At 49.5% G+C, this 25,041-nt stretch carries 22 protein-coding genes and 3 pseudogenes; 17 read left to right on the top strand and 8 right to left on the bottom strand.

All coding sequences use genetic code 11. The features are described 5' to 3' along the window. The first annotated feature begins 19 nt into the window (after positions 1-19). From AC27N8_RS00125 to AC27N8_RS00105, 5 genes and pseudogenes are all read left to right on the top strand, one after another. Entirely contained in the window at positions 20-667 is a 648-nt protein-coding gene (locus AC27N8_RS00125) for a pentapeptide repeat-containing protein (protein WP_487062731.1), read from the top strand. A 159-nt stretch (positions 668-826) separates the two neighbouring features. Then, positions 827-922, top strand: a pseudogene (locus AC27N8_RS00120) (LacI family DNA-binding transcriptional regulator); the annotation flags it as partial. Beyond that, a complete protein-coding gene (locus AC27N8_RS00115; RefSeq protein WP_487062729.1) occupies positions 876-1,082 on the top strand; it encodes a hypothetical protein in 207 nt (68 codons plus the stop codon). The pseudogene AC27N8_RS00120 and the gene AC27N8_RS00115, both read left to right, overlap by 47 nt. A 480-nt stretch (positions 1,083-1,562) precedes the next feature. Beyond that, complete coding sequence (locus AC27N8_RS00110; protein ID WP_487067929.1) at positions 1,563-1,799, top strand: hypothetical protein; 237 nt, start codon at positions 1,563-1,565, stop codon at positions 1,797-1,799. Further along, the gene (locus AC27N8_RS00105) at positions 1,723-2,172 is read left to right on the top strand and encodes an ISL3 family transposase (protein WP_487062727.1); all 450 of its coding nucleotides are present in this window, start codon (positions 1,723-1,725) and stop codon (positions 2,170-2,172) included. The genes AC27N8_RS00110 and AC27N8_RS00105 overlap by 77 nt, the downstream gene beginning before the upstream one ends. Before the next feature lie 273 nt (positions 2,173-2,445). Here the strand turns inward: AC27N8_RS00105 and AC27N8_RS00100 are convergent, their stop codons facing one another. The 3 genes from AC27N8_RS00100 to AC27N8_RS00090 all read right to left on the bottom strand — a co-directional run bounded on the left by AC27N8_RS00100 (position 2,446) and on the right by AC27N8_RS00090 (position 5,396). Further along, positions 2,446-3,684 (bottom strand): leucine-rich repeat domain-containing protein, encoded by a 1,239-nt coding sequence (locus AC27N8_RS00100; protein WP_487062725.1) that lies wholly within the window; start codon positions 3,682-3,684, stop codon positions 2,446-2,448. A gap of 440 nt (positions 3,685-4,124) precedes the next feature. Continuing rightward, positions 4,125-4,592 carry a GNAT family N-acetyltransferase gene (locus AC27N8_RS00095; protein ID WP_487062723.1) on the bottom strand — a complete coding sequence of 156 codons (468 nt, stop codon included), beginning with the start codon at positions 4,590-4,592 and terminating at the stop codon, positions 4,125-4,127. After that, positions 4,593-5,396 carry an alpha/beta fold hydrolase gene (locus AC27N8_RS00090; RefSeq protein ID WP_487062721.1) on the bottom strand — a complete coding sequence of 268 codons (804 nt, stop codon included), beginning with the start codon at positions 5,394-5,396 and terminating at the stop codon, positions 4,593-4,595. Between the two features lie 420 nt (positions 5,397-5,816). Here AC27N8_RS00090 and AC27N8_RS00085 point away from each other — a divergent pair, with 420 nt between their 5' ends. Beyond that, the gene (locus tag AC27N8_RS00085) at positions 5,817-6,296 is read left to right on the top strand and encodes a hypothetical protein (RefSeq protein WP_487062719.1); all 480 of its coding nucleotides are present in this window, start codon (positions 5,817-5,819) and stop codon (positions 6,294-6,296) included. Between the two features lie 534 nt (positions 6,297-6,830). Here the strand turns inward: AC27N8_RS00085 and AC27N8_RS00080 are convergent. The 3 genes from AC27N8_RS00080 to AC27N8_RS00070 form a co-directional block, all read right to left on the bottom strand. After that, complete coding sequence (locus AC27N8_RS00080; protein ID WP_487062717.1) at positions 6,831-8,336, bottom strand: TIR domain-containing protein; 1,506 nt, start codon at positions 8,334-8,336, stop codon at positions 6,831-6,833. A gap of 442 nt (positions 8,337-8,778) precedes the next feature. Beyond that, entirely contained in the window at positions 8,779-9,300 is a 522-nt protein-coding gene (locus AC27N8_RS00075) for a HEAT repeat domain-containing protein (RefSeq protein WP_487067862.1), read from the bottom strand. 217 nt (positions 9,301-9,517) lie between these two features. Beyond that, positions 9,518-10,546, bottom strand: a complete 1,029-nt coding sequence (locus AC27N8_RS00070) for an FTR1 family iron permease (protein ID WP_487062715.1) — start codon at positions 10,544-10,546, stop codon at positions 9,518-9,520. Positions 10,547-11,141: 595 nt separating this feature from the next. On the opposite strand from AC27N8_RS00070, the gene AC27N8_RS00065 reads away from it, so the two are divergent. The 5 genes and pseudogenes from AC27N8_RS00065 (at position 11,142) to AC27N8_RS00045 (ending at position 13,824) form a co-directional block, all read left to right on the top strand. Continuing rightward, positions 11,142-11,963 carry a COG4705 family protein gene (locus tag AC27N8_RS00065; protein ID WP_487067860.1) on the top strand — a complete coding sequence of 274 codons (822 nt, stop codon included), beginning with the start codon at positions 11,142-11,144 and terminating at the stop codon, positions 11,961-11,963. A 123-nt stretch (positions 11,964-12,086) separates the two neighbouring features. Beyond that, entirely contained in the window at positions 12,087-12,446 is a 360-nt protein-coding gene (locus tag AC27N8_RS00060; protein WP_487062713.1) for a hypothetical protein, read from the top strand. A 370-nt stretch (positions 12,447-12,816) separates the two neighbouring features. After that, positions 12,817-13,029: pseudogene (locus AC27N8_RS00055) on the top strand (helix-turn-helix domain-containing protein); the annotation flags it as partial. Positions 13,030-13,206: 177 nt separating this feature from the next. After that, on the top strand, positions 13,207-13,452 hold the full coding sequence (locus tag AC27N8_RS00050; protein WP_487062711.1) for a hypothetical protein: 246 nt from the start codon (positions 13,207-13,209) through the stop codon (positions 13,450-13,452). 246 nt (positions 13,453-13,698) lie between these two features. Continuing rightward, entirely contained in the window at positions 13,699-13,824 is a 126-nt protein-coding gene (locus AC27N8_RS00045) for a hypothetical protein (protein WP_487062709.1), read from the top strand. A 75-nt stretch (positions 13,825-13,899) separates the two neighbouring features. Here AC27N8_RS00045 and AC27N8_RS00040 read toward each other — a convergent pair whose 3' ends face one another. Then, on the bottom strand, positions 13,900-14,655 hold the full coding sequence (locus AC27N8_RS00040) for an aminoglycoside adenylyltransferase domain-containing protein (protein ID WP_487062707.1): 756 nt from the start codon (positions 14,653-14,655) through the stop codon (positions 13,900-13,902). Between the two features lie 266 nt (positions 14,656-14,921). Then, positions 14,922-16,004 (bottom strand): IS256 family transposase, encoded by a 1,083-nt coding sequence (locus tag AC27N8_RS00035; protein WP_487062705.1) that lies wholly within the window; start codon positions 16,002-16,004, stop codon positions 14,922-14,924. A gap of 553 nt (positions 16,005-16,557) precedes the next feature. Here AC27N8_RS00035 and AC27N8_RS00030 point away from each other — a divergent pair. From AC27N8_RS00030 to AC27N8_RS00005, 6 genes and pseudogenes are all read left to right on the top strand, one after another. After that, a complete protein-coding gene (locus AC27N8_RS00030) occupies positions 16,558-17,391 on the top strand; it encodes a protelomerase family protein (RefSeq protein WP_487062703.1) in 834 nt (277 codons plus the stop codon). Positions 17,392-17,669: 278 nt separating this feature from the next. Further along, complete coding sequence (locus AC27N8_RS00025) at positions 17,670-19,088, top strand: tyrosine-type recombinase/integrase (protein WP_487062701.1); 1,419 nt, start codon at positions 17,670-17,672, stop codon at positions 19,086-19,088. Continuing rightward, positions 19,069-22,080, top strand: a complete 3,012-nt coding sequence (locus tag AC27N8_RS00020; protein ID WP_487062699.1) for a hypothetical protein — start codon at positions 19,069-19,071, stop codon at positions 22,078-22,080. Before AC27N8_RS00025 ends, AC27N8_RS00020 begins: the two co-directional genes overlap by 20 nt. Before the next feature lie 247 nt (positions 22,081-22,327). After that, positions 22,328-22,903: a hypothetical protein gene (locus AC27N8_RS00015; RefSeq protein ID WP_487062697.1), complete on the top strand. Its 576-nt coding sequence runs from the start codon at positions 22,328-22,330 to the stop codon at positions 22,901-22,903. After that, the gene (locus AC27N8_RS00010) at positions 22,861-23,529 is read left to right on the top strand and encodes a hypothetical protein (protein WP_487062695.1); all 669 of its coding nucleotides are present in this window, start codon (positions 22,861-22,863) and stop codon (positions 23,527-23,529) included. The genes AC27N8_RS00015 and AC27N8_RS00010 overlap by 43 nt, the downstream gene beginning before the upstream one ends. A gap of 28 nt (positions 23,530-23,557) precedes the next feature. Next, positions 23,558-25,041, top strand: a pseudogene (locus tag AC27N8_RS00005) (hypothetical protein); the annotation flags it as partial.

The following is a 25,041-nucleotide window of genomic DNA, read 5'->3' as shown; positions in this document are numbered from 1 at the left end:
TTTATGTGAGGAGGAAACAATGAGAACGTATACTGATCCATTCTCAGGGAAAGAGAAAATTGCGCTGACACGCATGGAAGTCGAGGCACGAATTCAAAGTGAAGGTGGCAGTAAGCTCGCCGATTTTGTGGGAGAAGATCTCAGGGAGGCTGACCTCAGTCATATGGAACTTATCGAGACCAAGTTCAGAAGGGCCTCTCTGAGCGGGTCAGATCTACGTGGAGCCAATCTGAGTATGGCCGATCTCAGAGAGGCGGATCTTGAGGAAACAAACTTGAGTGGAGCTATCCTTCAGTTTGCATTCCTGAGGGGTGCCTTCCTCAATGGTGCGATCCTCCTCGAAGCTGATCTGTGGAAAGCCTACCTTAGTCGAGCCTATCTATGGATGGCTAACCTGAGTGGTGCTAACCTGAGCAGGGCCGATCTGAACGGAGCCAACTTGAGCGATACTATCCTGAGTGGTGCTGATCTAAGTGGGGCCAACCTGACTCGGGCTGACCTGAGTAGCGCTAATCTGAAGAATACCAATCTGAGTGGCGCTGACCTGAGTAGAGCCGACTTAAAGAACGCAGACCTGACCGGGGCTAACTTGAAAGGTGCAGACCTGACCGGAGCTAACCTCAGTGGTGCCGTAATAGATGAAGCTTTTGGATTTTTAAAGCCATGATCAACAGGTACGCGCAGAGTCCAACACACCAGATCTGGTGATACATAAAAAAACTGGACGTCCGAAAACGTTTTGGGTAACGTGCTATACATCCGAAAACGTTTTCAGACGTTTCTAAACAGGAAAAGAGTTTTCAGATTACATGCAGACAATCATGATGTGACAAAAGCTGCGGGAGTCTCCATCACTACGGTGTCACGTGCGCTCAATGGATACGGAGATGTCAGCGACAAGACGCGCCAGCGCATTCTGGATCAGTCGTCAGCGTAAAGGGATCAGTGTCACCTGTTTGTACGTCCTACTGGAGTATGATGGACTTCGTGACGAATTGATCCAGTTGGGAGCCCACCGAGCAGACCGTGGAGCAACCACGATCCGCTTCTCATCAACTGCGATTCCAGAGGATTGGAAGTGACCCGCAAAGATAGAGACAAAAGATGGTTCGCTCATCAGTTGATCGTTTGCCTGCTCAAACGAGATCGGACTGACATAGGCTCACGTAGAATGAAGCCAAATCGAGTTGTAAAAACATGCTAAGTGCTGTTCCAGGATATGGAATGCCCTTTGATATAAGGTTTCTGCTTCTGCATAGTTGCCCTCCCTCCGCGAGGAGAAGGGCCACGGAACGATGGTAGTACTCGTCGGAGTTACGCCCGACCAGGGAGTTGAGGAAAGCTCAACACAGGGGGAAGCATCGTAGGGAGTACCGTAGGAGAATGCCTGTTGGCGCGTGATGTGTCAGAAAACAAGCAAGAGCAGACGGGAAACTGGAGAACCGTGTGCATTTAACAGTGCAAGCACGGTTCGGGGCAGGGGCGTCGGAAAAGGGCTGGTAAAACAGTACCTCGTTGGCGTCCTATGCTACAAAAATGTGAGAGAACGATTGAAAGTGGTCATGGATCGGAAACAGTCCTATGTACCTGAAGTTGAAGAACATATCTATATTGTGATCCCTGTGACGGCGCGAGCTCTCGAAAAAGCGAGCGCTGAGCAAGGAGCACAAGCGCAGGAGAAGCGTTACCGGACTATTTCGGCAACCACGGATATCTCATCGCATGTCGTCTCCTCGTGCGTCGTGGCTCTTTATCAGCCAACCAGCAAAACTTCGCGAGAGAGAAAAACAAGATATTGAAAAGATTCGAGCAGGGCACCCTGATCTTGAGAAGGCATACCAACTCAGCCAGGATGTTGTTTTGATGTGTGCAGAGTATCGAGAAGCAGATCTTGATCCTTGGTTGACCCAGGCGGCGCACAGCGGCCTTCCCGAGTTCCAGAAGATGGCACATGGCATTCGTCTCGATGATGCAGCGGTACACGCAGCTCTCTCTTCAGTGTGGAGTAACGGTCAGGTCGAAGCGCAGGTCAACTGTCTCAAGCTTCAGAAAAGGATCGTGTTCGGCCGAGCCAACTTTGATGTATTACGGCTTCGTGTTCTCCATCGGATAGAGGGCATCTCCTCTCTCCAGCCCATCCTTATCTGTTTCCTGTTCTTTTTATTTTCCTGACACTGTTGCTGATGCAGAACCAGGATTCCGGTACCAGTATACAGCTTCATCCTCTCAATCGTAACTCACCAATGAGAGGGATGGCTAAGATCCTGATAAATTTGTTCTTGTCCCTCCTTTCTCAGGGATAGATATCAAAGAGGTGAAAACGAATCTCTTCCGTTACCTGGAGCCGATAGAGCTCCAGGTATGCAGAGGTTGAAGTTTTCCTGCAACACAGGTGCATCTGTTTCTTGGTGTGGTAGTAGAAGACCAAAGAGCGAGGATATCTCTCTAAGGGAGCGGGTTGCCGCTGAGATCAAGCTCCTGGAGATTGGGGAGCTGCCGTACTTCTGACGGAATCTGTGTCAATTGGTTGCCGCCAAGCTTGAGCGTTTGCAATTTGGTGAGGTGCGCCAATGCGATCGGCAGCTGCGTCAAGTGATTATTGTTGAGATGAAGCCATCGTAGCGTCGTGAGTTGTCCGAGTTTCGGCGGTACTTGGGTCAACTGGTTATCGCTGAGATCAAGTTCTGTTAGAGAGGGAAACTGGGTCAGTGCATCAGGTATCTGTGTCAACTGGTTGTCACTGAGATAGAGCCCGTGCAGACTGGTGAAGCGGATCAGTCCATCAACCTGCCGCAACTGATTGCCACTGAGATTGAGCGATCGGAGATTGGGAAGTTGTGCCAGTTCAACCGGAATCTGTGTCAACCGATTGTTCTTAAGAAAAAGTGTTTGTAAATTGGGAAGCTGCATTAATTCAACTGGAATCTGTGTGAGTTGATTGTTGTCAAGAAAAAGTCCATGGAGATTGGTGAGTTGTGCTAATGCAACTGGAATCTGCGTCAACTGGTTATCGCTGAGAAGGAGTGTGTACAGTTGCGAGAGCTGACCCAATTCAATGGGTACCTGCGTCAATTGGTTGCCGCCGAGAAAGAGTGTATTCAGCTTGATAAGCTGACTCAATTCGGCGGGTATGTGCGTCAATTGGTTGTTGCTGAGAAGGAGCTCATCCAGGTTGATAAGCTGACTCAATTCGGCGGGTATGTGCGTCAATTGGTTGTTACTGAGAATGAGCGTTTCTAAATTGGAAAGGTGCATCAGTTCTAGCGGAATCTGCGTTACCTGATTGCCACTCAGATCAAGCCTTTGCAGATTGGTGAGTTGACAGAGCTCTGATGGCACTTGCCCCAACTGGTTGTTGGCGAGAAAGAGCCATCGCAGGCTGGGAAACTGTACTAGTTCTGGTGGTATGTGCGTGAGTTGATTGTTGTCGAGATAAAGCCTTTGTAGGTGCCGGAGTTGTCCTAGTTCTAGCGGAATCTGTGTCAACCGATTGTGGCACAAATCGATTTCTTGCAGAGAGGTGAGTTGCATGAGTTCAGGGGGGACCTGTGTTAAATTGAGTGTTGCAAGACTCAAAGCCATTATGTGCCCATCTTCATCAAGTTCTATTCTCGCATGCAGTTGCTGCTTGATACGTTGCTCTAATTGCATCACAATTGCTTGCTCTTCTGGTATAAGATCCATTATATCTCTACCTTTCAAATAATAAGAGAGGATATGCGTTATCAAATAGCCCTTATCGATATGGAAAGATCAGTCATTTCAGCTATTCTTTTTTGTGCCTTCAAAAGCGGTGTTGTCGATAAGGCTCATAACAACCGGCACGTCGCTCTGGCAGGTTGGTATGAACATTGCGCAACCGTTTGACTCTGGGCTGGAGCGTGCAGCTTACATTTCGCGACTACATCGCCTCTCTCGAAAAAGTCAGCTGCTCATAGAGGAGTGATAGGGAGTTGCCTTGAGTTCTTATCAGGGAAATACATCAAATCCTACATCGTACAAACAAATTCCTGTAGCTTCTGACTCACCGGAGCTGAGAAATTTCAGGTAAATGTGTTCTTTGACTATACCATATTAACAGCTTTTTCTTATACCTAATTGGAAAGACTATTGTATGGCATATCTTAGTTCTGACAGTTATACTCATTATCAAATAATGAGAATGCTGTACAATTTAGAAAAAGCAGGTGTATAAGGATGAGGCCTCGGTTCAGAGGAAGGATTGGACTGGTCCAATCCTTTATTGCGAACGCTCGATATACCTGTGCTCTGGTGTTAAGTGTAAAATAATAGAGGCCTTTCGGGTCTCTGTCCTTGCGGGTGAGGTTTGAGCGTAAGTACATAGCCCAGCACTGTTGCTCACGTGCCCATTGTTCTGCGGCTTGTAGTAAGCGTTGTCCATCTCCAGAACGACGAGCTGCTTCATCCACCACCAGCCCTCCAATTTGTGCTTCCGGGTCGGTATGCACGAGATGACATTGGTAGACATGCACCCACCCCAGCACAGGCCCGTCTGTCCGTTGAGCGACGTAGAGAGCATGCTCGTTCTCGGTCAGAAACTTGGCAATACGTTGTTGGATCTGCTCCTTCAATTAAATTATCGAGGCGGCAAAGAATTTTAGTAATACTGGAGCAAGAGCCTCCGCACTCACATCGTGCCTTTGACCTTCCAATGAACAGAGTTGCGCCTGAGGAATTGTTTGATGAAGTACTTGCGCAGTAGTGTACATAGAAGTATCGCCAGCAGAGCCATGCATAAGTAGTGTCGGTATACGCACATGCGCAGCCCGTTCAACAGGAATAGACCCATCTGTACTTGAGATCACCGCACAGTCATATGCCAGCGTTGGCGCAAGCGCCTCAAGCATCGGCCATGCTGGACTATGACGCATCATCTCAATCTGATCGTCTGGCATTCCAACCACACCCATGAACAACGCGATCGCATCCCCGTAGCGTTCGTCTGCTAGTATTCGGGCAAGGTGTTGACTGTATGTATTCCATTCACGTCGAGCAGTAGCATCGTCGTTATAAGGAACCTCATACATTGCAAGCTGCTTGATTTTATGAGAGCCAAGCATACATGTCGCCTCAAGAGCCAGAGCCGCCCCCGAAGAATGTCCATAGAGATAGGCCGTCCCGCCAGCATCATCGATCAAAGCCTCAATATCCTCAACCTCTCGCATGACCGCATAAGGTTTTGTATCTTCACTATCGCCTCGCCCTCGACGATCATAACTGTAGGTTGCAAAATGTGGTGCCAGTAGTTTCATCAACTCCGACTTGGAATTGGAAGAACGGGTACATAAAGCTCCATCCACTAGGATAACTGCTGGCCCCGAACCTTGCTTATCGTATGCTATCTTCGTCCCATCTTTTGACGTTACAGTACTCATAATGTTTCCTCTCTTATGGAGACTATGCCGCTCACCATTGTAGGTAGCAACAGTGTAGCAGCATACGCAAGGAAAAACTTCTCCAATCGTGCTCTCCACATTCTGAGCTCAAACCAGGCTCCCTTGATGTCTCTCCTTACAGATGACCATTTTTGAATGTAGCCTGTTTTACTCATGCGAACCACATAAGTAAACAGGCTACTATTATTTGCATGTATAAAAAATGTAAGACGATAACCTTTAAGAAAGGATAAGGACCCTCTTATTATATATGCCAGTAGCATCAAAAGTATGTGTAAGCCTTTTTACTTTTAAAATAGAAGTAACCTTTCCTATAATTCGAACGTACATATGATGAAGGTCCTGGAGAAGGGGCACAAGACATTGAGCATCCCAAAGAGAGAAAATGAGGTATTTACTATGATGGGCTATCGAGCGCAGAGGCGCTATCAGAGAGCACAACGCAGGGCTTATCGCCGGCAGATGCGCTCACAACGTAGGACCTATCGCCGACAGAGGGACGGCTACTATGGAGGATTAGGCGGTTTCATCTGGTTTATCGTGATCGCGTGTCTGGCGATCACGCATCTCTGGCAACTTGCGCTCCTGGTTTTCTTTGGTCTTCCATTCTTATTCCTCGTATTGAGACCAATTTTTTTCGGTGTAACTACTGCGATGAATCCGCAGCAGTACAGTCAGCCGCAGCAGGAGCAACCTATCTACTATCAGCCTCCGCAGCAGGAGAAGCCGGACTACGAATCTTATAGGGAGGGCTATGGTGCACAACCACTCCCTTTACAGCAGAGCGAGTTCTCTCAAGAGGGTGGAAAGCAGTACCTGTACTCGGACCAACCAGCCCAGCAATACGAAGAGCCTATGGCAATGTATCCTCAGGAATAAAAGTATTCATATTCTATGAAATCCGCAGAGGTGCTGCACATTCTGCTGGCCGAGCCTCAACGAGAGGTCACTCTGTAGACGGACTTCATCGCATTTCGTTCCTCAGTTCCTCTTGCCTGCTTGTTTGTATCTCATTGCGCATCTCTTGGGCGCTAGGATATGTGAGTCCATTCCAATACGAAAAATCAGGAGAGAAACGTACATTAAAAAATATTTGATGTGCTATATATTATATGATAGAATAAAATATAGTATGTTGCGTTACGTAAAAACGTATGACGTTCTCCTTCGCTCTAGCCACTGGAGACTTCACTGCAGTGTCAAAATCGGTGCAAGCTCAAATGTGAAGTTCTTCGATTTTCGTGCTGAGGCAGATCCTGAGCAGACATGTTCGGTCTGAGTTCAACGAGAGTTTACGACACCTTTTCCGTTGTTGGAGCATCTCTTATATGAGTTGTTGAAACGCCAGCCTCCCTTTTGGTGACCCCAAACAAGTGGATCAACTACCCATTGTCGCTCGTCGGCTCAAAGAGATCATGGTGAGGTGAGAATGGTGCCGTTGGTTCCTACGACCACAAACAAAGATCCCGACCAGATCACACCAAGAAATTTTACTGGAATACTTGTCACAGAGGGATGAGGAGTCCAGTTGATACCGTCAGATGAGGTCAGAATAGCGCTATTGGTTCCTACAGCCACAAGCAAAAAACCTGATGAGGCCACATAATAAAGAGCTTCTCCTGATCCGGAGTCGTGGGATCTCCAGGTGATGCCATCAGGTGAGATAACGACGATGCCACTGTCCCCAGTGACTACAAAGAACGATCCCGACCAAGCAACCCCGTCAAGATAGTGCGAGGTATAAGAGATCCTGGGTATCCAGGTAATCCCATCGGATGAGGTAAGAATGGTGCCATTTTCTCCTACAGCTACAAACAGAGAATGCGACGCTCCTACACCATATAACACTTGCGTGATACCCGAGTTCCCAAGCATCCAGACGATCCCATCAGATGAGGTAAGAATGGTGCCATTTTCTCCCACGGCCACAAGCCGAGAGCCGGACGAGGTCACACGCCACAGACTGGACGTTGTACCAGAGATTCTAAGCGTCCAGGTGATGCCATCAGGTGAGGTGAGAATGGTGCCATGGGATCCGACGGCGACAAGCAGAGAACCGGAACTGGCAAGGCGATAAAGGTCGTGTGCTGTGCCAGATTTTTGAGGGTGCCATGTGACGCCCGTATTGGCTTGAGAGATAGGTGTGGCAGTAGAAGTAGCGGTAGCGGAGACCTGCGTAGGAGCGTGAGTCGTAGTACTGGTGGGTCGATAAAGTTCCAGCCCTATTGTACCTCCAGCAGTTCCTACCACTACCACTATCAGGCTTGTGGTCATTATTCGCCGTGAGAGTCTTCTCTTAAGCACACTTTTCAGAGGATTTGCCTGAATGGGCAAAGAAGGTGTGGTGGTTGATGGTAATGCCAGCTTCATGATCTCGTTGGTCAAGGGAAACGGCAAAAAAGATGGTGCAGGTGCCTCGGAAGAGCCCTCTGTCTGTAAATGTTTCGGTGGTTCATCTGGCATGTGCGGATGTTGATGCTCATAGAGGAAGCGATTGATGTGCCCGGTCACATCATGAAAGGCGTCATCGCGGTTCGACCATCTGGTCACAGGTGTGGCATTGGTTGGGATCATTTGGAGCTTTGCAAAGGGAGCCGTCTCCCAGTGGACCGGGCGAAGCAAAATAGGAATGATGTGCGCATTGCCCTGGTCATGACGCTCAATGGCTCGCTTCATTTCGGTGCTATAGCAGTAGTCTGAAGCCATAAAATCAGGACTGATGAGCAGCAAGAAGATGTCAGCGCTCTCTAAATGCTGATGGAGTTCTTTTTCCCACTCGACGCCAGCATTCAAATTGATATCACTCCAGACTATAATCTGGCCCTGCCGTTGCAAAAGCATGAGATGTTTTTTCAGATGCTCCAGCATCTCCTGGTCTTCGCGTGCATAGCAACAGAAGACTTCGAGTGGAACAGACATGGTAAGCTACCTGCCTTCGTCAAGATGGTATGGCCTCTCTGGCTATGCGTCCGCAGTGAGAAGCCTAAAATACATCATCATTATAAATGTATTGATCAAGAGAAGCAACAAAAATAGAAAATTTTGCTCTCAAGCACCTCTTGGAACCGCCTTTAGGAAAAGGTGGAAGGACCTTCTGTTTTCTTTCCTGGCGCTTGAATGGCCTTTTTCTCAAGGAGGTCATTCATCGTGTCGCGGACCATCTGGGAAAAGTCGTTGTAGTGGTAATGATACACCTGTGGGTATTTCGTCTGGCGCAGTGTCTCCTTCCCTACAAGAGGATAGATGGAGGCAACATCCCCGCTGAAGAACTGCAAGATCCACAGGAAGGAATGTGAATAGGTTCTCGTCGATGGATGAAAGCCACGTGTCGCATAGTTGTCGCGAATGGCGAGAGCCAGATCTACATATCTGCCCAGGTCATGCGCAGCAGGGAAGGATACACCTCCTCTGGCACTTTTTTTCCCATTCGTTCCAAGACCAGCAACGCTGCACATCTCACAAAGGCATTCGAGTCACCCAAGGCGGTGATCACGAGATCAATAGGGACAGCGTGTGGATGATTTGCCAGAGCGTCCAGAGCACTTTCTCGCACCTGGGCATCTTCATCCCCGAGTGCAGCGATCAACAGAGCAAGCGGGACACGTGTTCCAAACCACTCTAACAAGATGTCGATACCCAGCGCTGCTGCATCGCGGACTCGTGGGTCTGTATCATTGAGTGCCTCAACTATGGGTTCAATGGGTGCCCGTTCGCGTGCAGAACTGAGTGCTCGTATTGCTGCCTTGCGGACAAACCATGCTTCATGAGCAACGCATACGAGGATTGGCTCCAGAGGTGCACGGGAGCCTTGATCTATCAATGACCCAATTGCTGCGGCACAAATAGCCGGATTAGCGTTATCCTCGAGAGCTCTTTCCTCTATTCTACTTTTTCCAGATGAAACAAAGATGAGTAAGCTTTACCGACTTAGGATACTTATCACGATTGAAGTCAGCACGAGGGTGAGATAAAGATTTGATAAAGAAGGGGGGAGATGTTGTTCTCAAATGAACCGTTAAAATATGCTGAAGTTGCTTTACTATCTCACTCACTCCCACTTCTCAAGGAGTAGGAGTGAGCCTTTAATATGCACATGCGTTTTAGACTGGAATGGATGAAGTTTCAGAGGGCTTTGCGGACATCTCTCCACGTCGACGTGGGAACCATTGTGTTTGATAGCGAGCGAAGAAATAAGAGCCGATAACGAGGACAGCCGCAATAAGTTGAGCAATAAGCGTCTCAACAGTAGGTAGAACTGCAAACCATAATCCCATCCAGGCAGGAATCGGCCAGTTGAGTGGTGTTGTAGAAATCCAATGGGCAAGCTGCATCTCTTGAGCTTGTTCTCCTACCATAACGAGAAAGACGACTCCTAGCATAACTCCAGTTAAAATCAGCATTTTTTTGTAGGGAAGATGGCGATGAGCAACAAAGGTAAGTATCCCAACAATAGCTGTGAAAAAGAGTCCAATAAGTACGCCACATAATACAATCAGTGATCCAACCTGTAGGCGTAGCGTTTGCAGAAAAAGTACAACCTCAAAACCTTCACGATAGACTGAAGCAAATCCCAGTAAAATCAGCCCCCCAAAAAGACGAGGTTGGGAAACAGTCTCCTCTTGAGCTTGAGAGAGTAAGGTACGCTTACGCCGATTGTGCATAGAGATCCAGCCGGTCCAGTAAATTTTATGGAAAAACCAATTCATAATCACAACAAGCACAATTACGGCCAGCAGCCCAGTTGCTGCCTGCACATCTAAAGCAGGAATACTGTTGCTCAGGGTACTCAGAATGCCAACGACGATAAACCAGGTAATGATACATGCTCCCATCCCAATGAAGGCACCAAGGGCAATCGGGCGTCGATATCCTCGATGTGTTCCCGTCATGCTTGCAGTGATAGCAGAGAGGACAAGGATGCACTCGAGCCCTTCACGAAGAACTAATACACCGGTATCAACAATGGCGGCTTCTTGACTCATATGAGGAACCGTTGGGTCTGGATTTCCTGCGCTTGTAACACCTTGCCAGACAAGCACACCTCCTACAACTAGTGCAGCACCTATAAGGAGAATATAAAGAAACAATTTTCCACCGTGCGTAGGAAGAGGAAGGGATTTTTGTGACATACGACATCCTTTCTAAATAAACGGTGAGGAGGATAATCTAACAATCTCTGACATATTAGCCAATGTTAATATCCGACCTGATGACTAAGATATTAACATTGGCTAATATGTGTAGTCAAGGGTGACTTTTTCAATGAAACTTGACGAGACAAGTGTATGGGCCTTTTCGCTAATTACATCAAAACGATTATATTCATCAATACCACCCCTATTGGTTATCCATATTGCGGATAACCAATAGATATATTAGACCCATTTATTGATATCAAAGATTTCTTTTTACATCAAATTCGATTCAGCTATATATGCTCATTTTATTTTCTCATCATCATTTCATCTACAATAGTTAAAATAGCAGAGAGGAAATAAACAGTGAATATTCATTTTGAAATCATAATTTCCTCAATCCCTTTCCTGGAGCGCTGGAACGTAAGATAGATCCAAAGCGTAATCACCTTTAAAATTGTTAATGAAGCATAAAGAGATAAAAAAAGTAAACCAAGTTTACAAGTTTGTTCCTCTTTCTGTTTACAGCTAGCAAAGGAGATCATATCCATTGAATGCAGTGAAAAAGTGGCGTAGAAATGATGCTTTCATGACAGGGCGTCAGATATTCAACAAAGTACCAGCAGTTACTCTCTCTTTCTGGATCATTAAGATCCTCTGTACCACTGTCGGGGAGACTGCGGCAGACTTTCTCAATACCAATCTTCATTTGGGCCTGACTGGCACGACGATCGTTATCGCTAGCCTGCTCATTATCGCGCTTATCTTTCAATTTACCTCAAGAAAATACATCCCAGGTGTCTACTGGCTTGTAGTTGTCTTGATTAGTGTTGTTGGTACACTCATTACTGATAACTTGACCGATAACATTGGAGTTTCTCTGGAGACGACTAGTATTGTTTTTGGTTGTGTCTTAGTGGCGGTCTTTGTCGCCTGGTACGTCAGTGAGAAAACCTTGTCTGTCCATACCATTTACACAGTGAGGCGTGAAGCCTTCTACTGGCTCACCATTCTTTTCACTTTTGCGTTAGGAACAGCTGTCGGTGACCTCGTGGCAGAGAAATTCCAGTTGGGGTATCTGGTCTCTGCTCTTCTCTGTGGTACCATTATTGCCGTCATAGTGGTTGCCCACCTTCGTTTCAGGTTACACGCGGTTTTGGCGTTCTGGCTCGCCTACATTTTAACGCGCCCTCTTGGGGCCTCTCTAGGGGATTACCTTTCTCAATCACAGGATGATGGTGGGTTGGGATTAGGGACGGTTTTTACAAGCACGATCTTCCTTATTGCGATCATTGCCACCGTCGTCTTTTTGAGTGTGACAAACAAAGGCACCATTGAGATTATCAATGTCCCCCCCACTCAACCTGAGAACCAAATTAAAGCAGAAGATGAGTTCATATCCTCCTTGTAACAAGCATTTCTATGAAGTATCCTTTTTCGCTCTGGATTAGGAACTTAGAGCAATTCTTTCTTTCTTTTAAACTGTTGACGTTTAGACTAAAATGACGTAGCCGATTCCCGATAAGGGATCGGAATGGATAAAAATGACATTCATTGTGCAGCATTCAAACTCATTTCCTGCGTGTTTTTGGCACAGGTTTGGGTTTGCGCACCACTTCAAAACGAGGTGCTTTCCTTCGTTTCCGGCCTTTCGGCCATCCCGGCGATTTTCCGCGCGGTTTGGGCAGATGTGCTGGTGTGCCAACCTGCTGCAAAATGTTCGTCATTACTCGCCGCACTTGACGAGGGGTCACTGCACGCTGCCGACTTTCCCACGGATGCAACACCGCCAGACCGTTCTGTTGACACAACAACAATTGATTGCAAGGCACATGCGACAATCCAGCCCCATCGCTCCATTTGCTCCGGGGTCCATGCCTCAAAGAGTCTGTAAAAATACCCCTCCAGGAACGTGGCGAAAAGGGTCCGGCCGTTTTTTTTGTGCGCTGAGTGAGGAGAAATCCGGCGAAGAACATGAGGGGGAGGTGAGCGTCTGGTGAAAGAGCACGCGAAAAGAAGGAAAAGCCCGTTGTTCTTTGCGCGTGGAAAGAACATGTGGTGAGGCATGTGAGGTCTTGGTACCCTGAAAAGGGAGGCAAAGACCTCAATTTTTCTGCAAAAATTGATGGAAAAAAGGAAGAGAGGGGGATAGACTCTTCTGGAGTAGGAAGAAGGGTGTGATATGATAAAAGGTGAAAGAGCATATGGAGAGAAGGGTAGTGACACTGGCGGAGTGAACGGAAGAGCAACGGGCGGAAGCGTATCGACGCTATGAGGTCATACGAGGAGCGATGGAGGAAGGCATCCCGCAAACGGTGTTGGCGAGGGAGCAGGGGGTGGCGCTCTCGACGTTCCAGAGGTGGGTCTATCGGTATCGGAAGCCTGGGCTTTGTGGGTTGGCGCGCGCAAGTGCGTGCAGATCGGGGGGACGCGACGAGGGGAAACGGCGGGAGATAGTCAAAGTGATCGAAGGATGAGCCTTGCGCAAACCGCGTCGCTCGGTCGCAACGATGAGAGCGTCAGGTGAGTGCGATGCCGTTGGGAGCCTCGGTGGGAAGAGCCGAGTGACGCGCAGGTATATCGGATCATCAGGGAGATGAAAGCCTCGCTGTTGACGTTGGCCCACGCGGGTGCAGGGGCGTATCGTGAGGAGTATGATCTGTTGTATCGGCGAGAGGCGAGCAGATCCGAACGCGATCTGGCAGGCGGATCATTGTCTGTTGCCGATGTGGGTGAAAGACGGTCAAGGGAAGACCCAGAGGCCGTGGTTGACGGTGATCGAGGATGAGAAGAGTCGAGCAGTGGCAGGCTACAGACTCTCGTGGTCGGCGCCGAGTGCGATCCAGACGGCGCTGACGTGGCGGCAAGCGTGTGGAAGACGCGCAGTGGCTGTGGATTGAGGAATTGCAGTAGAGCGAGACAGACTTTGCAGAAGAGCGAGAGGAAAGAGGGGCGTGGGGAGGGTTGCTCTAAGCGAAGTCACAAGCTCATCTATTGGAGGGGGTGAGAGGGCGGGCGGCTGAGCGGGTTATTTTTCTCGTCATACTAGAAAAGAAGGGGAGAGTGGAAGGAGTGAAAGGCTCCTTTTTTGTGGTAGTGTGAGCATAGGTTCAAGATGGGGGTGGATATGTGTAGGATGGGTGAGCATGGTAGGAGAGAGGGAAGGGGCGTCGTTGCAGGAGTTGGCCGCTGCCATGGTGGAAGACCTCGACGAGAGGCCAGAGGTAGATATCCAGACACCATCCCGCGTTGTGTGTAAAGGCAAACCATAAACGAACAAGCAGAGTTTCAAAAGCGATGCGCTTGTCTCCAGAAGTTGAGCAGATTTACATGTTGCACCGTTCAAGTTAGGCTTGGCTGATCATGAATTGGGCAAATGTAATCGTTTCAGCTTGCGCTGCAAGACTATCCGCTTTATCCGACGAGCCGTGCCATTGAGTCGCCTGTTGAATAAGCTCAGCCCATTGCGGATACTCTTGTGCAGCCCATGACGCACCCTTAAACTTTGATACCTGCTTTCCGAACCGTATCGCATACAAGCCGCGACACAAGGAGAGAATCACGTATGATTGGTAGCCCACCCAGCGTGCTTCCTTTGCTAGGCCTAGCCAAGACGAGAACTCGCCCTTAATGGAGGTAACAAACTCATCCTCAGTTATAGTCGGAATGAATGTCTTGGGCGAAGGGCCTTCTATCGTCAAACCCTGCTCCTGCACCATATACCAGTCCATGAGCCACTGAATGTCCATGTCACGGTAGTGGAGATATTCACCTGGACTGACACGAGCGATTCTCACTGTACTTGTCTTAAAGGCTCGCATCGCTTCAACATCAACGTAGGCTACCTCTATTCGATCGTGCCAAGCGGGATGCTTCTGGACAAAGTCTTCGTGCATGGCTTTTAAATCGTGTAGCTCGTCGTCCGTGACATCACTTTCAACGATAGCTAGTAGGTCAATATCACTGGTTTTTGAATCGAAGTCGCCACCAACCAGTGAGCCGAACAAGTAAAAGCCGCGTAACCTTTCGCCAAGAGCGATTTTAATAGAAGTGTGCAGCTCGCTAATAAGCTGATCTACTTCGGGATAATGAGTTTTAGACATAATCTACCTTTCAATTGATGTTTAGACAAAAATAAGCTCAGACAATCTCCTCTTGCAGAAGATTGTCTGATTGTAAATTTGCTCACGCGCATGGGAGGAAATTTACACAGAAGAAGGAGCGCTGGCCCAAGTATATCATCAGTGATCAGAAAACAACTGCTGCAAGGACGGATTGTTACACAGGACGATCGACAAAGGCAACCTTCCCCTAACCCAGCCCAACAGGCTGGTTGCTTGATCTCTCCACCACTATGAGTCTTCAGCCGTTAGCCAACCGGGATCTTCGGTAAGCGAATATCCTGGATTACCGCCCAGACGATGGTCAGGCAACTGGTTTCGGTGGTGAAGGTATCAATCTGATCCGTGCGTTGCCGAACATTGCTGAAGAGGCTTTCAATGGCATTGGTACTCCGGATGTAGCGATGCATGACCGGTGGGAAGGCATAAAAGGTCAACAAATGCTCTTCATCCTCAATCAAGCTGCGAACAGCTTCAGGATAGCGCTTCTGGTATTTGGCTTTGAATGCCGCTAGGTTCACGAGGGCGTCCTCTTTCTTCTCCTGAGTCCAGATCCCTTTGAGATCGGCCATGACCTCTGGCTGTTCGCGTTTGGGAATCGCACTCATCACGTTGCGCTGTTTGTGAATCAGACAGCGTTGCCGAGGAGTGGCTGGAAAGAGCGCGGAGACTGCGGCGAGCAGGCCATCGGCACCATCAGTCACCACCAGATCAATGGCTTTCATGCCGCGATTGCGCAGATCTTGCAACAGGCCCTCCCAGCCATCCTGACTTTCTTCGGCGCAAGCTCGGAAGCCCAGGACTTCACGGCTGCCTTCCAAATCAACTCCCAAGGCCGTTAAAATCATCGTGGAATCGGTTTGGGTTCCATGACGAACCGTGAAATGGATCCCATCCAGGTAAACAATCCGGTAATGAGCGAGCAGAGAACGCTGCCTCCAGGTCTCATATTGCTCAGTCAAACTCTGGTTGAGACGACTGACGGCGCTGGCAGAGGGCGCGACTCCCATCAGCTTTTCCGCCACTTTGCCTACTTTCTGGGTACTAGTTCCACTAACAAACATCTGGGTGAGCGCTTCTGCTACTTCTGGTTCATAGCGACTGTAGCGCTCGAAGACGCCGGTGTGAAAGACTCCTTCCCGATCTCTGGGGATTTTGAGATCCTCAATTTCTTCTAGCATGATCTGTTCAAGCAAGACCTGAACAGCGCTCACCGCGAGACGACGTAAGTACTCACGGAAGTCCTCTGGCTCCGGCAAGAGGTTTGGCCTGGCCTCTGGCGTTGAAGCTAGAGCGTCTGATGTGGTAGGTTTGTTCTTAGACACAGGCATAACACGCTCCTTTTTGTGAAATGAGTGACGAGTTCCAAAGGAACTGTTTATGCCTGTAGTATCGCCTCAACACTCTCGCTTTGAAAAGCTTCTCGCTTACACACAACGCGGGATGGTGTCCAAGCGAGTCATGGAGGAGAAAGGTCCTAGTTCTATCGACTCAACGGAGGGCATGCGCGTGAGCAGAAGGATTTTTCTTCTTTTCTCAGATGACAAGAGCCTCGCGGTGCGCTTTTAGGAGGACGAGAGGGAAGGGGAGGGAGGATGTGGGCAAAAAAAAGAGCTCAGTGAGATATGCTCAAAAAAGCTTACCTAATAAGTATACCAGAAGAGAGGCCAAAAAGCAAGGGGCCGTTTTAAAACGTCCCACCGAGCGTCTGCGTGTGTGGTGAAAGGGACGTATTGAATGGTTCACGTGGCCACCATATTGATTACTACTTGACAGGAAACAAGGTAGTATGATACACTTTCTTGAAAAGAACAGCAGTGGAGATGTCCCCCGTACGCGTTGGGGGCTGTGACGTCTGTCTGTTGGTGAGAAAGGAGGGAAGCCATGCCGACCCCAAGGTGGTTACGGGCCTATTGGAACGACGCATTAGAGCCAGCGCTTGCCGAGTGGGAACTGGCGGGAGGAACGCAGGCGCAGTTGCAGGGCCTCTTTGAGCAGATGCTCGTGGATTGGCCGCAGCTGCGTCGTAAGCCGCTCTCGGACTATACGGTGGCGACCTATCTGACGCAGACGCGTGAGTGGTTGAGTCGGTTGCCACTCACCGAGCGCAATAGCGTGCGCTCAGCTGAAACAGGGAAGCTACAGCATGTGGCGCTGAGTGCCTTTAATTTTGCGCCGGAGCACTGGGCCGAACTGACGATGCGCTCACGAGGCACGGTGGAGCAGCGCAATCAGCATCTGGTCCGGGTCCCAGATCCGCAAGCGATTCTGGTGCAGGGATGTGCATTGCTGGCGCGTGAGGACTGGGCGCCGCTTGCGGCAGGTCTTCTGGCGATGGTGGGTCGACGGGTGGGTGAGGTGTTGCTCTCAGGAGAGATTGCGCCCAAGTCGGCGTATTCGGTGATGTTCTCGGGACGCTTAAAACGCAGAGGGATGCCGGAGTATGCCTTTGAGATTCCCACCTTGTGTGAGGCATCGCTGGTGCTGATCGCGTGGGAACGCTTACGGGCGCACCCTGATCTCGTGGACCTGTTGGTGCCGGGTGAGCAGCCAACCAGGGGGCAGCTGGACCGGATCAATGGGAAGCTGTATCCACGTGTCAGGGCTGCGGTGACGCACTTCTTTGGGGGACTGATCCCGGGCGTTGGGGAGGAGGAAGACGACGAGAAATTGTATACATTTTTACGGGTTGGGGCTTCTGCTTTCGCTTTCAATTGAGTTCTCTCCTCACTTCACATCATCTGAGAGATTCTCACACAGATGATCTTCATTCTTCGTAAAGGGTTCCTCTTTGAACGGTTTTTTCTCTCTTCCTTTGGTTGATAGCTCGTTTATCTGCTTGTATAACTTCTTGTGTATCTTTTCCTGTACTTTTTCTCTTATTTTCCTATTTTCCTTTCTTTTTTCTCTTTGCTCGACTATACTGGTAGCAGGGGGGATAGGGTGTGGTGGAAAACTGATACAGACTCAGAGGAGTGAGTGGGAGGGAATCTGTGGTGGAAGAGACAAACGTTTTCATTCTTTCAGTGGAGCGTATGTGCCGTCGATGTGAGATTGCGTGGAGCGATCAAGAGGAAACGAGGGAGTCGCGCAGCCGCGAGGAGCAACGGCACGTCTTGCAGTTGGGGACGAGTGTGGTGGCAGTCAATGTATGGCTGATGTGTTTAGGGGCAGATAGTGGATATGCCTTTGGTACGATCTATGAATATGCAAAGGTGCTCCTCTATACGTTGAACTGGCTGGCTCAGCAACCAGTTCGGTTAGAAACGGCGGAGGCGGTGGATCGTTCCCTTTTTGCGCTGACGCGAGCGGATATGCGTGCGCTCTTTGCGTGGTTGGATCTTCCGGTTCATGCAGTGCAGGCTCGCCAAACGGTCTGTCAGACAGGGAGATTGCCTGTTGGGTATCAGGAGATGCAATTGTCGGCGGCGACACGGAATCTGCGCTTTGCGGCTATCTCGACGTTTTACGATTGGCTGGTGAGCGAGTATGTGGTTGATCGTGTGGGAAAAGAAGCGCTTGCGTGTCATCCTTTCTCCCGCATCGAGCACCCTCTCTCGTGCTGGCAAGAGGCGAAGTTGCCAGAAGGATTGCTCGGGCGTTCTGGGAAGGAGATGCAGAGACCTTCAAAACTGTTGCGTCGTCGTCAAGATACTCCTAGTCCTGAGGCATTAAGTCCCCAGGAATTGCATTTGATCTTTGAGGCCATTCCGTTGGTGAGCCATGGTCGCAATGCGGCCAACCGGAACGGCGCGATCTTGCGAGTGATGCTGTGGGGGATGTTACGAATATCTGAACTGGTGAAATTGAGTTGGGAAGCGGTGGATGGTCAGGTGGTGCAGATTGTCGGGAAAGGGAGGAAAGCTCGTTTTGTCCCGATAGTTGACGTGGGTACGTGGACGTACGTGAATACCTACACGAATGAACTGCATCTTCCTCTGGAAGAGCGGTATCATGGAGCCCTCTTTCGTCACATTGATCATGAGGAATGTGCAGTCACGAAACATTCGGTGGAACATCTGCTGTTGGCGCTCAAAGCCCATTTTCAGCACACGCTTGCGCACAGCTCTCCAGGGGAGCAACAGGTGCTGAGAATACTGTGTGAGAAACTGCATAGTCATATTTTTCGGGCCACGGGAGCGACGCTTCTGGCGGCAGCGGGGATGGATCTTGTGCGACTTTCTCTCTTGCTTGGCCATGAGAATCCTGCAACAACCCAACGATATTATGTGGCCGCAGAACAGATGAAACTGCCTGAAGAAGTGAAGCGGATCGGTCAGCGTGTTCAAGAGGCTCTCAGTGCCCCAACCATTACGGCGAATGCCCAGCATTCGCCGTTGGGGTGGTATGAACGCCGAGGATATGGTACTGAGCAAGGAGGAGGGAAAGGGAAACATGGTGTTCTCTTTGGATGAAGAGCGTTCCTCTGATACCTCTGCTTACCAGTGGTTTGCCAGACGTTCTGCTCTGAGTGAGGAACAACCTCTTGCGGCATTGATGAGTGATGTGTTTCATTGGTTGGAACATGTCTGGCATGTGCCCATTGTCGATGTGAAACAGGTTCCCATTGCCTTCCCTCTTCCTTTTGTTGAGTTGAATGAGGATGTCACTACTGTTGCCGCTTTGAGGGATGTGTATGGAGGGTCGGAGGTGCTCAGTCGGAGAGTGCGAGCGCAGAAACTGACACCTGTGGGATATAGCGTCGGGAAGGGGGGAAAGAGAGCGCTGTATAAAAAAGAGGATCTTGCCCCGCTCCTACGTGACTGGGAATGGGAACGTATAGAGAGAACGCTGAAGCAGTGGTGGCTTCGCTTTTGTCCTCCTGCGTGTCAAAAATGTGCAGCGTGCTTCCAGCCTGCTTCCGATTCTCCGACCCAGCAGGTGGTGTGTCGGAAGCATGGGAATCAGCAACTGGGCTTGTGCGTACTCCGTTTTTTGCGGGAAGTTCATCGTCTGGGGAGTGTGAGCGCCTGGTGGGGTGAGCATGCGGCTTGTACATGGAAAGAAGTTCGGAGCCGTGGTTGGGGCATCCTTTTTATCTATCTGCTTGATCGCCAGTTGATCCGGATGTCAAATGAGGAATTATGGCAACTGACCCCGTTACTGACACTGACGATGAAAGATCTTACGGCTCTGTGGAGAGAGCGCCAAGCAGAGGAGTATTCCCAGTTTTGCCATGCGCTGGGGCTGATCAGTTCTGATGCAGCTGTGCACCGACGTATCCTCGTTGTGGTGAGTGTGTTTCTCTGCTTGCACTATGGGTTGAGCAGTCTTGGAGATCTGGGGCGTGCGTTCTCGGCAGAGGAACTTGAGCGCATGTGTCATGCTGGTCGTTTGGTGACCCTTCACCTGGGGCACGGGATTTTTCTGCCGTATCCTCTTCTCGCGGATAGTCGCATTGGTCACGGAATTTTGGATGATCTGCGATTTTCTTGTTGGCAGGCTGCGGCCTCTGGGAGACAGGAATCGGAAAAGGATTCCATCAACAGGGGGTCTTTTCCTCTTGCGGTGTCAGTGATCACAAGCATAGAGCGAGCATTGGCGGCACCTGTGTATGGTAACGGGCGCGGAATTCTTCCTCGACGACCAGAAATCAAGGAGTTGCTGGTGAATCCCTGGCTTCTTCGTTCTCGGAGAGAGCATGAAGGGAAAGGGTATGCGTTACAGCCGCAGGTGGTGAGACAGCAGTTGATGGCCTATCTTGTCTTTTGTCATCGAGAGAAAGGTTTGGCACTCTCTACCCTGAAGGGGCGAGCCACTATGCTCATGCATTTTTATTGCTGGGCGCGGGTGCAAGGGGTGTTAGAAGACTATCCTCATTGGGATCGGACCTTTGCGCACACGGTGTTCCGTGGATATGCATTGCGTGGTTGTGGTGAGATGAAAGAGGAGATGCGTACTGAGTACCTTGGGACTCTTGCACGCTTTTTTGAAACCATTGCAGATCAGGGATATGTTGTTCCAGAAGGATATCAGGTGCTCTCACTGGGAAGGAAAGGGCGTGTGCATCAGCCTCGGGCGGTTCCGCCGGAAGAGGTGATCGATCGAGTGTTCCGAGATGGAGTGTGTCAGCTTTCCTATGATCCACTTGTTCGTGCCGCGTTGGCTATTCAATATTATTGTGGAACGAGGGTGACAGAGACGTGCGATCTGCATGTCTTTTGTATCCTTGAGGATCGAGAGGGTCATGCCTGGTTACTCATTCCGCGTGGAAAAACAAAGCAAGAGCGGCCGTTCCCACTTGTGGACATAGGAATGGGGATATTACTGCAATATATTGATGAGGTTGTTGCGCATCATTTTTTTTCGAATGGGACCTCACGGACCTTGGGGAGGACCAATCTGCGGTATCTGTATGATGATCCTGAGCGTGGGCAGAATTGGCACTATTTATTTGAGCGCGTGCCGGGTGATTCTGCTGCACGAAAGGGTGGTCAGGGACATGGCAGGTTAAGCCATAATCGTGTAGGTAAGGCGTTACAGGAGGCACTGTGGATTGCAGCGAAGTGCAATCCCCATGGTCTCTTTCAGGTTGGAACCGGGACGAGCCACTGCCAGTATCGAAGAGAGAAAGGACAAACATGCGACTATTTTGTCGCACTGGAGGGCATCGTGGTGTGTCCTTGTTGCGGTGGGTCTCTTTCGGGAGAGCGAGGCAAGCGTTGTCTGCATCGCTTTGACAACGCGTTTAGCTGTGATGGGGTGGCCAATGAAGGCGAAATGTTTTGCCCAAAATGTGATATGCCATTGGCCCCCTTTCTCTCTCTGACGTCTCATATGTTGCGCCATAACAGTGTGAGCCGAGCTCACCGTGCTGGGGTTTCGCTCTCTACGAATATGCGATTACATGGGCATCAAACAATACCGATGCATTTGCGTTATCTGCATCCATTGCTTGAAGAAAGCGCTGAGGAAGTAGACCGTATCTTTGCGCAAAAGCGATTGGAAGAAGTCCGTGTGTCGTTACAGATGCAGCATGAACAACAGTCGGGCAGATTGAAAAACGCCGCACCTCTTTCTTTAGAAACGTATCTCACTATCAGCTTGCTTCATTCACTCAAGCGGCGTACCTGCGGTATTTGGGGAGGTTTCTGGGCAGGCGCACTCGCCCAGAAAGGAATCGTATCTCCTCTGGCTGTTTCAGAAGAGATTGTTCTTCCAGAAGAGGGGTATGAGCATACGGTGGCGCAGTATTGGTACGAAGCCTTGGGTGTAGCAGTTTCCGAGGTGGCTTTTGAGGCGGCCACTGCAGGAGAATGGCATGCGCAGATCCCTGTTTTTCTGAACCGAGAGAAGATTGATGAGCTGGTCCAGTTTCATCTTCCCATTGTGCAGGATGCATTAGGGAGTTCTTTGGGTCGGAAACTGATCGAAGCCGAGATTCGCGAGAGCAGAAAGCCTTTTTGAAGAGGGTCGCAGACCACTTACATCCGTGGTGGCAGCATGTGGGAACAATTGACCACCTTGTCGAAGTGATGGCACCAGTAGGGGGATCACATTTTTCTGCTCCCTTGAAGCCAATGACGAACGTTTCTGGAGAAATGATCGCAGAAAGGGAGCGTTAATGGGAGAGTCCTTCGCGCAAGAAGAGAATCCCGGTGCGTGTGCTGGAAAAAGTTTTTTGCTCGAGACACGGTGATTTCAGAATGGGAATGTGTATAGTATTACGACAGATTTTTTTTTCTGGTTAGAGACCGAGTGGCACCTTCCTCTGCATTCTGAGGAAGGAGTGAATCCGCCCTTACTGAGTCCCATCGAGTTGACGAAAGAAACCTATACGGTGGCCGAACTCAATCATGTGTATGGATTGGCCGGTGTGGGTGCTGTATTGAGGCGGTATGAGATCAAAGCGACCGGGTCACAGGTCAATAAGGGTCGTCTTGCAGCAGTGTATGCTGCTAAAGATCTTGCTCAGTTGATGCCACGTCTCAACGTTGACGTGGCAGGCATTCCCGCTTTCACAGAAGAGGTCTTTACGATTGAGGAGTTCTTAGGTCTCTTTCCTAGAGTGAATCAGCGGTATTGCTATAAACTTATCCGAAAATATGGTCTTGTGCCAAAGGGATACCGGTCAAGCCAGGGAAAACGAATTCCTCTCTACAAGAAAGATGATCTTGAGCCAGCTCTTTTTCAGTGGGAAGGAGATCGTCTGATCAGGACACTCCCAATGAGTGTGGAGGCGTTTTTTTGCTCCTGCCTGTCAGCGGTGCGATCGCTGTCGAGAGCATGAACGCAATCCTCTTCCTCCAGCAGGTGAAGTGTCAGGGATCAATCCTGAACCACCTTCGTTTTGCTGTCGCGAGCTTTCTTCGCGAGGTTCTTCGTTTGGGGAGTGTGCGTCTGTGGTGGAGCGTTCACCAAAGAGATGGGTGGGAAAAAGAGCCGAATGCTGCGTGGGGAATTATTTTCATGTATGTATTGGATCGACGACTTCTTCACCTCTCGATAGAGGAGATATTGCGCATCAAATCGCTCTGCTCAATGAAGAATGAGGATCGAACGCGCTTATGGCGGCAACGTTCTCCACAGGAATATCAGCAATTTCTTGCAGCCCTGCAGGCAACCAATTATCGACCAACATCCCATGAGTATATACTGAAAATAGTGAGTTTACTTGTCCTCTTACGGTATGGATTTGCTCACCTCGCTGAACTTGGACGCCCGCTCTCTCCTGATGAGTTCAATCAAGCCTGTCATGAGCATCGTCTCGTGACATTCCATTTGAGTCATGGCATGTTTTTTCCTTTCCCCTTATCTAAAGATATTCGTATGGGTCATGTGATTCTCGACGAAATTCGTTCGTACTTTTTGGGAGTATGCTGCACGGCAAGAGCAAGACAGGCATCGAAGGGATGATGGACCTCGTCATTGGCACCAGGAGTATGTGCGTGCGCTTGAGCAAGCGCTTGCAGCGCCGATGTATGAAGAAAAGAAGAGCATCCTTTCGCGAAGGCCTGAAATCGAGCAGCCTTTGGTGAGTCCTTTGCGTTTGCATCAAAAGGGCCTGTCTGCAGAAAATGGGTATGCTTTGCTTCCATTGGCTGTTCAAGAGCACTTGTTGACGTATGTCACCTGGGGGTACCAAGAACAGGGATTGGCTTTTTCCACGTTACAAACACGGGTGGCGGCTCTGCTGCACTTTTTTACGTGGGGACGATTGCACGGTCTTCTGGTTGATTATCCTCATTGGAGCCGAGAGAAGACCCAGCAAGTTTTTCGTGGCTATGAAGAGACGAAATGTCTTGAGATGACGGCTCATTCCCGATCTGGACAACTGCATATCCTGGCCACTTTTTTTGCCAATCTGAGGAATCTGGACTATGTGGTCCCTGCTGGTTATCAGGTCCTTTCCCTGTTGGCGAAAGGAAGAAGGTGGGAGCCAAAGGTTATTCCCCAAGAAGAGGTGTTTGATCGTATTTTTCATAATGGTGTCTGCCAACTTTCCTATGATCCTTTTGCCCGCTTGGCGCTGACTATTCAATATTATTGTGGCACGCGTGTGACCGAAACGTGCGAACTCCATCTCTTCTGTCTCATTGAGGATCATTCTGGGCATGCGTATATCTTGATTCCTCGCGGGAAAACCAAGCAGGAGCGGCCTTTTCCTATTGTCGCGGTCGGCATGGAGCGTTTGCTAGAATATATGGATCACGTTGTCTCCTTGCGCCTGAGAGAAGATGGAACATCACGCACGCTTGGGCAAACAAATTTTCGCTACCTGAGAGAAGACCCCGAGCGTGCCAATGATTGGCATTATTTATTTGATCGTGTGCCGATAGCTGAGGGGCGCCATAAAAGACACGTGGAAGGCTGTCTCCGATACGAGTCAGTCAGGCGTTGCGAGAAGCATTGCTCTTTGCCGCGAAGCGAAATGCAGATGGATTATTCCAACCAGGAACATACAGTCCTCTGTGTCAGCAGAGACGAGGAAAAGGGATGGAATGCCGCTATTTTGCGACGGAAGAAGGTATTACGACATGTCCTCGTTTGTGGTACACGCCTTTCAGGGCATCAGGGGGTGTACTGTCATCACGTTCTTGAGGAGGATTTTGTCTGTGATGGAGTGGCGCAAGCTGAGGAGGTATTTTGTCCGAGATGTGATGCCCCACTGGCGTCGTTTGTGGCGCTTTCGACGCATCTTTTTCGTCACAATAGCGTGAGCCGGACGTACAACGCAGGTGTTTCCCTGGTGCAAAATATGCGTTTACATGGGCATCAGACAATTCCAATGCATCTGCGCTATGTTCATCTCTATTTGGATGAGACAACGCAAGAAGTCCGTCATCTGTTCGCAGAAAAGCGCTTACAAGAGGTGAGTCTAGCATTGTCTTCTCCTTCTGGAAAAATTGTGGAGGAAGGTGTCGCATC

This window comes from Dictyobacter sp. Z7_2, from assembly GCF_057551105.1.
This window is presented reverse-complemented; position numbering and strand designations above follow the sequence as displayed.

Bases quoted from the DNA above. Each gene is read 5' to 3' on its own strand.
- AC27N8_RS00125 (WP_487062731.1), top strand. From the start codon at position 20: ATGAGAACGTATACTGATCCATTCTCAGGGAAAGAGAAAATTGCGCTG.
- AC27N8_RS00115 (WP_487062729.1), top strand. From the start codon at position 876: ATGGATACGGAGATGTCAGCGACAAGACGCGCCAGCGCATTCTGGATC.
- AC27N8_RS00110 (WP_487067929.1), top strand. From the start codon at position 1,563: ATGGATCGGAAACAGTCCTATGTACCTGAAGTTGAAGAACATATCTAT.
- AC27N8_RS00105 (WP_487062727.1), top strand. From the start codon at position 1,723: ATGTCGTCTCCTCGTGCGTCGTGGCTCTTTATCAGCCAACCAGCAAAA.
- AC27N8_RS00100 (WP_487062725.1), bottom strand. From the start codon at position 3,684: ATGGATCTTATACCAGAAGAGCAAGCAATTGTGATGCAATTAGAGCAA.
- AC27N8_RS00090 (WP_487062721.1), bottom strand. From the start codon at position 5,396: ATGAGTACTGTAACGTCAAAAGATGGGACGAAGATAGCATACGATAAG.
- AC27N8_RS00085 (WP_487062719.1), top strand. From the start codon at position 5,817: ATGATGGGCTATCGAGCGCAGAGGCGCTATCAGAGAGCACAACGCAGG.
- AC27N8_RS00080 (WP_487062717.1), bottom strand. From the start codon at position 8,336: ATGTCTGTTCCACTCGAAGTCTTCTGTTGCTATGCACGCGAAGACCAG.
- AC27N8_RS00070 (WP_487062715.1), bottom strand. From the start codon at position 10,546: ATGTCACAAAAATCCCTTCCTCTTCCTACGCACGGTGGAAAATTGTTT.
- AC27N8_RS00065 (WP_487067860.1), top strand. From the start codon at position 11,142: ATGACAGGGCGTCAGATATTCAACAAAGTACCAGCAGTTACTCTCTCT.
- AC27N8_RS00060 (WP_487062713.1), top strand. From the start codon at position 12,087: ATGGATAAAAATGACATTCATTGTGCAGCATTCAAACTCATTTCCTGC.
- AC27N8_RS00050 (WP_487062711.1), top strand. From the start codon at position 13,207: ATGATCTGTTGTATCGGCGAGAGGCGAGCAGATCCGAACGCGATCTGG.
- AC27N8_RS00045 (WP_487062709.1), top strand. From the start codon at position 13,699: ATGGTAGGAGAGAGGGAAGGGGCGTCGTTGCAGGAGTTGGCCGCTGCC.
- AC27N8_RS00040 (WP_487062707.1), bottom strand. From the start codon at position 14,655: ATGTCTAAAACTCATTATCCCGAAGTAGATCAGCTTATTAGCGAGCTG.
- AC27N8_RS00035 (WP_487062705.1), bottom strand. From the start codon at position 16,004: ATGCCTGTGTCTAAGAACAAACCTACCACATCAGACGCTCTAGCTTCA.
- AC27N8_RS00030 (WP_487062703.1), top strand. From the start codon at position 16,558: ATGCCGACCCCAAGGTGGTTACGGGCCTATTGGAACGACGCATTAGAG.
- AC27N8_RS00020 (WP_487062699.1), top strand. From the start codon at position 19,069: ATGGTGTTCTCTTTGGATGAAGAGCGTTCCTCTGATACCTCTGCTTAC.